Annotated in this window: 11 protein-coding genes and 1 tRNA gene; 7 read left to right on the top strand and 5 right to left on the bottom strand. The window is 32.8% G+C overall.

All coding sequences use genetic code 11. The features are described 5' to 3' along the window. The first annotated feature begins 201 nt into the window (after window positions 1-201). From GTR01_RS24175 to GTR01_RS24145, 7 genes are all read left to right on the top strand, one after another. Entirely contained in the window at window positions 202-1,395 is a 1,194-nt protein-coding gene (locus tag GTR01_RS24175) for a site-specific integrase (protein WP_160140265.1), read from the top strand. Then, on the top strand, window positions 1,395-2,417 hold the full coding sequence (locus GTR01_RS24170) for a hypothetical protein (RefSeq protein ID WP_160140264.1): 1,023 nt from the start codon (window positions 1,395-1,397) through the stop codon (window positions 2,415-2,417). The genes GTR01_RS24175 and GTR01_RS24170 overlap by 1 nt, the downstream gene beginning before the upstream one ends. A 106-nt stretch (window positions 2,418-2,523) precedes the next feature. Next, window positions 2,524-2,802 (top strand): helix-turn-helix transcriptional regulator, encoded by a 279-nt coding sequence (locus tag GTR01_RS24165; RefSeq protein ID WP_160140263.1) that lies wholly within the window; start codon window positions 2,524-2,526, stop codon window positions 2,800-2,802. A gap of 1 nt (window position 2,803) precedes the next feature. Next, window positions 2,804-3,730, top strand: a complete 927-nt coding sequence (locus GTR01_RS24160) for a hypothetical protein (protein ID WP_160140262.1) — start codon at window positions 2,804-2,806, stop codon at window positions 3,728-3,730. Between the two features lie 485 nt (window positions 3,731-4,215). Continuing rightward, window positions 4,216-4,626, top strand: a complete 411-nt coding sequence (locus GTR01_RS24155; protein ID WP_160140261.1) for a hypothetical protein — start codon at window positions 4,216-4,218, stop codon at window positions 4,624-4,626. A gap of 18 nt (window positions 4,627-4,644) precedes the next feature. Beyond that, entirely contained in the window at window positions 4,645-4,980 is a 336-nt protein-coding gene (locus tag GTR01_RS24150; RefSeq protein WP_160140260.1) for a hypothetical protein, read from the top strand. Next, window positions 4,967-5,779 (top strand): hypothetical protein, encoded by an 813-nt coding sequence (locus tag GTR01_RS24145; RefSeq protein ID WP_160140259.1) that lies wholly within the window; start codon window positions 4,967-4,969, stop codon window positions 5,777-5,779. Before GTR01_RS24150 ends, GTR01_RS24145 begins: the two co-directional genes overlap by 14 nt. A gap of 198 nt (window positions 5,780-5,977) precedes the next feature. Here GTR01_RS24145 and GTR01_RS24140 read toward each other — a convergent pair whose 3' ends face one another. The 5 genes from GTR01_RS24140 to GTR01_RS24120 all read right to left on the bottom strand — a co-directional run bounded on the left by GTR01_RS24140 (window position 5,978) and on the right by GTR01_RS24120 (window position 10,303). Continuing rightward, window positions 5,978-6,307 (bottom strand): DUF4280 domain-containing protein, encoded by a 330-nt coding sequence (locus tag GTR01_RS24140; protein ID WP_160140258.1) that lies wholly within the window; start codon window positions 6,305-6,307, stop codon window positions 5,978-5,980. Between the two features lie 4 nt (window positions 6,308-6,311). Further along, window positions 6,312-6,737 carry a hypothetical protein gene (locus GTR01_RS24135; RefSeq protein ID WP_160140257.1) on the bottom strand — a complete coding sequence of 142 codons (426 nt, stop codon included), beginning with the start codon at window positions 6,735-6,737 and terminating at the stop codon, window positions 6,312-6,314. After that, entirely contained in the window at window positions 6,722-7,477 is a 756-nt protein-coding gene (locus tag GTR01_RS24130) for a T6SS effector amidase Tae4 family protein (protein ID WP_160140256.1), read from the bottom strand. The genes GTR01_RS24135 and GTR01_RS24130 overlap by 16 nt, the downstream gene beginning before the upstream one ends. Before the next feature lie 11 nt (window positions 7,478-7,488). Then, window positions 7,489-9,735 (bottom strand): type VI secretion system Vgr family protein, encoded by a 2,247-nt coding sequence (locus tag GTR01_RS24125; protein WP_160140255.1) that lies wholly within the window; start codon window positions 9,733-9,735, stop codon window positions 7,489-7,491. A 491-nt stretch (window positions 9,736-10,226) separates the two neighbouring features. Next, window positions 10,227-10,303 (bottom strand) — tRNA-Asn (locus GTR01_RS24120). Between the last annotated feature and the right edge of the window lie 14 nt (window positions 10,304-10,317).

The raw sequence follows: 10,317 nt of genomic DNA, 5'->3' as shown, positions 1-10,317 counted from the left end.
TTTTTTGCTCCTCCTGCTGGGCTCGAACCAGCGACCCTCTGATTAACAGAAAGAGGTTTATTATATTTCTATGTTTTTATTTGTATCACTAAAAGATTGAAAAACAAATATATAATATAATATTTTGTTTTGAGGTATTACTTTATTTTACTATTTTTGTACTATAACATTGACCTATACCTTGACTTTTATAATTTCACTATGGCAACTTACAAACGAATTTTAAAGAACAAACCCAATGCAAATGGAACACTACCGATTATCTTTAGAGTTTACAAAGATGATTTGAACTCTGAGTTCTCTACACCCTTTAGAATCCAAAAATCTCAATGGGATGTTAATAATTTATTGGTTAAAAGTAATTATCAGGGTTATAAGGGTATTAATGATACTTTAAATCAAATCTCTAATAAGTTGGCAGTTGTGATAAACAGACTTGAATCGGAGGGAAATTTCTTTACAGCAAAGGACATTGTTGAAGAGTTGAAAAAGGGTTTTATTGATAAGAAAAGTAGAAAGATTACAAATTTTATTGAAATTTTGGGGGAATTGAAGAAAACCAAAAATGCTGGTAGTGCTAACGTAATTAGAGATACTATTAACAAGCTTAAACAGTATAGAGGTGATGATATACCAGTTTCAACAATAAATTATGAATTTGTCAAGGGCTACAGTGATTTTCTTTCTGTAACACATATTGGGGGTTTAGGTGCTAGAATGAGGGATTTACGGGCAAGATATAATGAAGCTGTTAAATTAGAACTTATTGATGATTTGAAGCCTTTTAAACATTATTCTATAAAAGTAAATAAGAATAAAAGGAGAATAGCAATTACAAAGGAAGAAATTGATAAGTTTTTTGCCTTTAAATACGATGAATACCCAAGGTATAAATTATCTTATTTAACATTTGTATTCTCATACTATTCAGCAGGGATGAACTTTACAGATGTTTGTAAATTGAAAAAAGGACAGATAGGGGATGAGCTAAGTTATAAAAGAAGTAAAACATCAAAGCCAATTAAAGTGCCCCTTTATGAAAGAACAAAGGAGGTTTTAAAGGAGCTTTTAACAATTCCGAAAGAAAATAATAGTTATGTTTTTCCTTATCTTTCCGACTTTCATAAGAGTGATGTACAGATTAATAATAGGATAAAGAAGACCAGAACACAGTACAATAAGGATATTAAGTTTATAGCTGGAAAAGTTGGAATTACTGCAAATCTTACTTCGTACGTGGTGAGACATTCATTTGCTACTATTCTTTATCAAAGTGGTGTGCCCGTGGAATTAATAAAAGAGTTATTGGGTCATGAAAACGTTGCAATCACAGAGGCTTACTTGAAAGAGTTTAGTACGGAAGCAATGAAACAGTTAACAGAACAGTATTTGTAATGAGTGATTTTATATTTATAGATAATCCTTTTAAAGATTTAGATTTCAAAAGGCTTAAAGCTGGTTTAAAGCCTGATAGGAGTTTTGAAGACAGTATAGGGCTTGTAAATCCTTATGATGGTTTGCTTGAAGTTCTGAAGTCTGAAAATCTTATTGAAGAATTTTGGCAAAAGTTCAATAATTCCTTACCACTAAAAAAGGAGGGGTTTGATTTACAGGAAAAGTATAAGGCATTTGATGTAAAAATTAATGCCGAAAATAGGAGTGTTTCCTATAGTTTAAAAATCGGCTATGAGGTTGTTAGATATACAAAGCACTTCCTTTACTTCTTAAATAAATTTCTTGGAGGTAATTTTAGAGATGTTGAAACTGATTTTTTATTGTTCTTGTCACTTCAAGACCAAAAAGAGGCTAATTTTATTGTAAATCAGTTGGTTGCTGATTTGTGTGAGGTATTGGGTAAATTAAATAATCAAACAGTCAAGGTGCAAACAGATAAAGTAGTATTGAACTTGGTAAATCTTTATGTTGAAAATGATTTAAAAAGAATTTCTAATACCTACTTTGATGTAATCACTCCAGTAAATCAGAAAAGAGTAAAAAAGATATTCCCAAATTTAGTTGACCTGCTGGAGTATAAACAAAAGTTCCTGAGTTTTAAAATCCATTCTAAACAGCAAAGACCAACTAAGGTTATTGAATCTCTCTTTAAAAGCTTGAAAGGAAACGGTTTGATTAATTCAAGCACACAATTGCATTCTTTTAGAGAAGTTTTTGAGGGTAAGCAGAATTCAGCAAAGGTTGATTGGGTTGAAAATAAGGCAACACTGTTCTACTTTATTACTCAATTGGTGGAAAATGAAATTATTGAAAGAGATTATAATATATGGAAAAAAGTTTCTTATTGTATTACGTTAAACACTAGAGAGATAGATAGTTTAAAGAACAGTAGAGCTACTGAAAGTCAGGATAAAAGAGAGAAGGTTGATAGAGTGATTTCAAGGGTATTACAAATGAGATAATTTAATTTTTATAAACATTTGTTTATTAGAGTTTAAAATAGTTGTATAGTCTAACATTAATGTTAGACTTTTTCATTTTGGTTAAGATTTTTCCGAATATTGCACTATGAAATCACAAGAAAACCAGCAATTTAGTGAAGAATTAGTAACTATTGCTACAGAAAATGAATTTATGACAATTAAACAGGCTTCAGAATTTTTAGGTTATAAAGTTAAAACCCTTTACAAAATGAATAGTCAAGATAAAATCCCATACTATAACCCAACACGTGGGAAAGTCTTTTATTCAAAGAGAGAACTGGAAGAGTGGATTAAAAACGGAAAGCAAAAATCGGGTCAAGGTATGGAGCAGTTTATTAACTATTTAACTAAAAAAGCAGCTTAAAATGATAGATAATTTTACAATTAAACTCTACTCACAGGAATTGTCCGAAAAATATTTGAAATCAACTGGCAACTACACTCAATCTTCGTGGGTTTGGAAAGGTGAAAATGATAAGGGGCAAGAAACTAAATACCCTCTAAAAAAGAAAGTCAATAACATAGAGTTAAGAGTAACCGAACAGAATTCAGTATTAAGTAACTCCATTCATAAGTATTTTAACCTCAATGTCTTTGGAGAGAAACATGGGAATCATAATTATAATGATTTTGCTTATTGCAGTTTGTTGGAAGGTTTGGAGCAACTGGAACAGGATTTTAAGGGTTTAAATCTCAATGAGGGTTATTTGCAAAGTCTGGAATTTGGGTTTAACTTACTGGTAGAGAAAGAGCCAAAGTATTACTTAAATCATAATTTCCTTTTGTTTGAGCATAAAGCACCTGTAATCAATAAGACAACAAATGCAATGAATTACAGGAAATTCGAGCATAGTAACATAGCTTGGAAAGTGTATGATAAGAAAACCCAATACGGGCTCAAAAATAACCTTTTGAGGGTTGAGATTGTTCTTGGGTTAAGAGAGTTGAAAAGGCTCGGAATTCAGACTTTAAATGACCTTAAAAACAGGGAAAATGTATTGCTGCTCTTTTCAAGGTTTATGGAGTCCTTTAAAGGTTTTACTATTGTGGATAATAGATTTAACAGGAAAGATTTAAGCCTAGAATTTGTAAGTGATTTAGGTAACAGATTGGAACCATCATACTGGAAGAACAAAAGAGGTAAATCCAACCTTGTCAGGGATAAGATGAAACTAAAGGAGATGATAAAACAAAATAACCTCAACACAACTGAGCTGTATTTTACGGAATTGATAAAGGCTAAGTTTAGTGAGTTATTTTACAATTGTAGTATTGTTAGGCAGGTTGCTTGATTGGTTTTCAGGGATTGTATATAATAAAATACCAATCATTTGCAATTTTTCTCTATACTTTTTGATGCTTTCCAGATAGCATTATAGTTTCTTTAGTTTCTCAATTATATTTTTTTTGTTTCAGTATTAGTTAATCTCATTTTTTGAAAGTGAGATAGTGGTAATGTTTTGACTTTAAATAAGAGTTTTACAAGAAATAGATTTTAAACATTCGGTTTGAATTAATATCTTTGTCCCAACATTTACGAAAAAAGAAAAGCATTAGCTATTATTCTGCCTGTAGGAATCTGGTAAATTCAAAATGAGGTGTAGAATAAGTAAGTTGATTGCTCATGCTCTATATGGGCATGGGTATCTGCTTATTTATACCTCATGGTTTACCAGAACCTCTACAGATTAAATAAGAACTACAGACCCATGCCTTTCTTATTTAAAGACTAAATAACTACTACTTTGGGTTTGGGTGGATTAATAAAATTCATCTCATGAAAAAACAATTCTTATTATCTGTTTTAGCTCTATCATTATTCACTATTAGCTGTTCTAGCAACGATGATACCACAACACCACAGCAAAACAATCCTGTAACAACTCAATATTTTCACCCTCCTGCATGGATTCAAGGAAGCTGGAAAATTTCTAATACGTCAACAAGTTATTTCAAGTTCACCAATGATGATTTTATTCTGGTAACACCTTTTACCAGTTACAAGGCCGTTTTAACTCAGACAGCAGCTACGGGGCAACCTGCTAAAGTAGTAGAACAGACCTCAGACTATTACTATGAATTTACAATAACAGCAGGAGCTTCCTCTGGGCAATACAAATTCAAGAAAATCAGTGATACAAGGATTCAATGGGTTGGTAGTACTCCTTTCTTCTTGGATAAAGAATAACCCTTAAACAAAACGAACATGAAACGAAAAATTTTATTTACAGCTTGCTTATTGGGTGCTCTCTATACAGGAAATGCCCAAAGTAACACAAACCAAAACGGAGAAGTTGACCCTTTTGCTTCCTATGAAGACAAAAATCCGTCATGGAAAGGAGAAAAAGTTGATGTAGACAAATATTATGACATTCAGCCTGATGGGTCTTATATCAGGAAAGATATCAACCAAAAGAAATTGAAGACAAATACTGATAATACAACTGTTCTTATTGTAGTCATCTTATTTGTGGGTATTGGCATAATTGGAGCCATTATAACCAGCCGGAGAAAACCCAACAACAAATATGATAGGGAATAGAATTTATAAAAAAATCCATAACTGGTTCATTCCAATGCCAGAACAGGAATGTGATGTTGTACCCGTTTCACAATATCATTATTTTAGTCCCTCACCATTTCAAAAAGTGGTATTAGATTATCTAACTTGGTTCGGGGTTGATACAAAAGGTAATATAACCCGTAATAGAGTCTATCCAACTCATATTGAAATTCTGAAAGCTCAAAGCAAAATCAGAGAATATGGATTTAAGACAGTAGGGTTTATTGAGAAACTTGCAGTTTCTGAGTTCCTGGAAATGAAGTCAAAAATGCCAGAGTTAGACCCAGCAAGGTTTGTTTATTATTTTGAGGGATGCTATCATAATTTTAAAGCTGTAAAATTAGCCTCAATAGAGGCTCAAAAATCAAATGATTTAATTAATACACAATATGACTCCATAAAGAATTTTTTAATAGAAATTCAAGGCTTTTTAAAGCCGAATGATTTAAGAACCAGAATTGAGTTCACTTTTACTGAAGCTAACAACTGGAATAGCTTTTTTAGAGTTCAGGAATTCATAACTCCATTTTGCAAGTTGGCCTTAAACTGTAATGAATTAGGCAGACTTAGTATGACTTACTTTATAAATCCTCACCTTAAAGAACTTATAGGAGAATCCTTGGGTGATACTCTGGAAAAACGATTTGAGGAACTAGCTAATAGTGAAGTAAAGGACTTTGTAAAAGAACTTCCTTTAAATCGTAGGTATGATAAATGGTTTAAAGAGGTTCAAGTCCTTGAAAAATACAAAATCACTGTTACTGAAAGAAATTCTTAATAAATCCAGAAACAGACATAAACCTTAATACGGCTGTTATAAAAAGTAATTCCCTCAACAATTTGGAGGGAATTTTTTTATCTTGATATGTCTTGTAATAACATAAAGCCAATATTTTACATATTAACAATATGATTATCAGTTAGTTATTGAAAACAATAGGAAGATTGGGTTTTTAGCTAAAAACCAGACTGTTTTTTACTCCTCAACAAAGCTCTGGGCTGACTTTACAACTGATATTTTACCCCCAACAGAGCACTGGCATGTAGAGCTGTCTAACAGCTCTTTTTTGCCTTCAATTTCAAAATCAGAGGTATTGTCCCATTTAACAGGTGATGGTGAGCAGGAAGACCTTAAAACACTACATACACCAAAAGGCTTAATGTTAGTATTAGGTTGCTTGTCCTCTTCTGTAGCCTGAAGCTTCCCTTCAATCTTCATAAAAGACTGACTTGTTACTGTGAGTGGAGTTGGTGAAGCTCCTTTGTCACATTTTAGCTGGGTGGTATCTGTGATGTACTGAGGCATATTGTCATTTTTTTGAAGTTTTCTTTTTTGTTGTTACTCCAATAAGTTTTCTGATATAGCTATCTAATTCTTGAGATTCATAGAGGTTTAAGCAATCTGCTACGATTGTATAACTTCTACCTGTTTCAGAATGATAAGATGATTCAAGAGTTGCAATATCTTTAGATTGCTTTTCAGTAAATTCTCTAATTTTAGCACTTTCATTATTAGAAATTTTACCTAAATCAATAAATAGATTTTCAGATTTGTCACTTAATTGAAACTTATCGTTTAGATAAGTAGCATCTAATTTACTATTGTTTACATATATACAATTACAATAAGCATATTTCTTCATATACTTAATTTTATCATCTTTTGTTTGACCAGAAATTAGATTGCTAAAGATAACTAAACTTATAGTTATTAACTGTATTATTTTAGTTCCCATAGTCTTATTCTATTTGTTTGTACAAAATCTAACTCGTTTTTTTTATTTTTTACTGGATAAAGCATGTGAAAATAATATTTTGAACTTTTAGGGTCGTCATGTTCAGCTCCACCTGGATAAATTAAATGATTGCCATCCCAAAGTGTAAAATGACCAGAAGCACCATCCCATCCTGAAACATCAAAAGTGATTATTCCCTTAGCATTGTGTATTTGTGTCCAATCAGTTTGTGAAACTTTTTTCTTACTATTCCACACTTGTGTCCATTCTGCTTGTGTAAGATTGTTGTTCTTTCTCAGATTGGCTGGCATTTCAATTTTATCTAATTTTATATCAATTTCTGGTTTTCCTAGGTGGTCAGACAAATATGGAGCTAATTCACGTACCCTGTACCAATAATTCAATTTATCATCACCTTTATGAACTCCTCCTATTGTTCCTTTTGCTCTATAATTTGAATTATTATTTGGTAATTTAAATCCACTATAATTCAGACCTCTGCTCATTCTAAATGCACAAGTGTTTTCCCATGCACTATTTTGTTTCAACATACCAAGTAATCCATTTCCAATATCGGTATATAATGTGTTTACATCAACAGAGCTATTAGGATAGTTATTAATCATATCCCTCCAGCTAGGTCTTAAAACCTGTACTGGTCTTGTCTGTTGATTTCCACTTGTGGCAACAATACCTCTTCGTTGCTCTAATAATATTGGTATAAAGTTATTAATATTCATGATAAGTGTGTTTATGTATTTTCAGTCTCTACTTCCAGTTCTTTTATAAGTTCAAGAGTGTAGGATTTTAAAGGTTCTTTAAAGATTACAATTCCATCTTTGTCAACTGTTCCTGATAAGGTTAATTCATTAAGTCCTTCTGCTAAAGGTTCTCCATCATCAGACTTTATAGTAACATCAATACTTTCTCCCTCCTCATAGTTTCTTGTCTGAACAATCAGATTCATGTCTACAAAAAACTTGGAATCATCCATCAGAGAAGTATTTTCCTCTTCATAAGCCCAGTACATTGATGCTATTTGTTTCTCTCTTGTATAATCAAACTCACCATTTTGAGGAAGCTTATTCATCTGTGGTGCTTTGTACTCAATTTTGTCTTTAGCAGTCAATAATGAGTTTGAACCATAGACATGCATTCTGTCTTTTGCTCCGAACTCTGTCTGTCCATCAGTATAACCAATGAATTTTTCTTTGCCATACAGGTCTAGGTGGGCTCTTGCTGAAATTTCAGTATTAGTTCCAGCATTAATAATAGTTTTCTTACCACTGTCTTGGCTAATCTCTTGCTTGGCAATAATTTTAATATTCTGCCCAACATTGGTATCCATATTCTTTCCTGCTTTGGTCTCTATATTCTCTTCTATATCAAACTTCAAGTTTTTTGATTTTATAGTAATAGTTTCAGGAGCAGTAATGTTAATATTACTTCCCTCTGTATCAAATCTGAGCTCATTACCACTCTTATCTGTCAATAAGATACTTTCATCCTCTGTAAACACTAATCTGTGCCCACTTCTGGTCTGAAGGGATTTCACACGGTTATCCATACCACCTCCCAAGCCTACACCACCGTGAAACATTCCACCCATAGCAAAAGGAAAATCTGGATTATGATATTCAAAGTTAACCATTACTTGGTCTCCTATTTCTGGAACAGCCACAAAGCCTCTATTCTGGCTTACTGCATCTGTGCCACCAGCATCAGGGCTCATCATTCGGATAAAATGAGTTGTATCATTCAATTGCCAGTCAAACTGCACTTGTATTCTACCTTGATTTAAGGGGTCAATATTGGAGATAACCGTTGCCACTTGTGGCTCTGCTTTAGGTGTTATAAAAGCTGGTTTAGGCATAAAACCTGTTCCCTCAGATATAGCCTCAAAACTTCCAGTATAATAGCCTCTTGCATCCACTTCATGGCTTACCTCTGTCATCATTAATGTAGTGAAGTGGGAAGTTTGGTTACTGTTTTGATTTCTCATGTCTATATCTGCTACACAGCCTATAAACAGGAAAGGAACAGTTGTATTTCCAGAAACGGTAAAAACCTCTACTGCTTTACTTCCTCTTGCACTTTTTTGGGAATCATCCACATCCAGAAACATATTAGCATTTATGGGAGTAGGGGTTAGTGACCTTGTTTTGAAAATATTATCATTCAACTCATAGGCTTTTCCTGATAAATTCCCTAAGTGTTTAATGTTATCATTAGAGCCTAGCATTTTAGCATGACTACTGCTGTTGTAACCAAAGTATTCTGGTCTGGTATGTACTGCCTTTAATTCTACCTGTACATCTGTAACATTACTACCATAAACGAGATTGATAGGCTTTTCATGAGGGGGAAGCTTTCCAAAGTGTAGTACTTCACCATCATAATAAAACTGTTCTCCATAAGCTTCTGCAAGTCTTGTTAGATAGTTATAATGAGTTTCACAATATTGTGCACTGTAATTGATATAACCTCTATTCTGGGTTTCAATTCTAAAATCAAATTTACTCGTTCCTAATGCTTCCTTAATAATTCTATCTGCAATGATAGCAGTATTTACAGATTGACTACCTCCAAAACTCTGAGTATGTGGGGCAGAATCCATCAAAATAGTTGGACTATATCCTTTTAGTACAATATTACCTAGGTTCATTTGTTCCTGACTAAAGGCAACCTTTGTAATGACACCTACAAATGTTCTTTCAGGACTTTCATCTTCAGTATCTTTATACTTAAATGTTACTGTAATTCGTTTTCCTAAAAATTGTTGAGCTTCTTCAAGATTATGATTCTGCACTTCACCTAATGAATCATGAGCTAAAGTCAGTTCAAAATAGTGGTGTGTTCTGGCACTTTGCTGTAAACGAAAGTGTTTAAAATGGCTGATAGATTTTCCTTCCACCACAATATCAAGCTTAACCACACGGTTAATGCCTGCTATATGGTTCTCTGAAATCTTTTCAGAATTGGAAATATTCTTTCTCATTAATACTGTGGTATTTGTGTTTATATCACCAAATATAGATAAATAGATAATACCACATATACAAATTTTGAGAAACTTTAAAAAGTGTCGTAAAACTACGATTGAGTTTTAATTGTTAAGATGCCTAAAATTATATTAAGAGAACTTTGGTTTTATCCAGAATGTGAAACCCTCTTTTTATGTATCGTGCAAGTACCCATATAGAAAACAGCCCCTCCCTCAATTTCTGATTTTGAGGTGCTCCCCATCAAGCCCCATATTTTTGACTTATAGAGAGGTTTTTATGGAAAACTTTAAAAAGTAATCCTAAGATTTTATTTTAAGGTTATCCAAAATGTGACAATTTTTGTTAGAAATAGGGTGTAATTTTTGTCAACCTTGACCAAAGCCTTGACCTTGGTTTTACTATTTTTAGATATTAGCCTTGACTTAAGCCTTGACCTTGATAAAAACAAAAAGCACCTACATTGCTGTAAGTGCTTGATTTTTAGTGGCTCCTCCTGCTGGGCTCGAACCAGCGACCCTCTGATTAACAGTCAGATGCTCTAACCAACTGAGCTAAGGAGGAATGTCCTTTGTTTT

Source organism: Chryseobacterium sp. c4a (assembly GCF_009900745.1).
In the GTDB taxonomy this organism is placed as follows: Bacteria; Bacteroidota; Bacteroidia; order Flavobacteriales; family Weeksellaceae; genus Chryseobacterium.
Note: the sequence above shows the minus strand (reverse complement) of the source record. Positions and strands in the feature narration are given on the sequence as shown.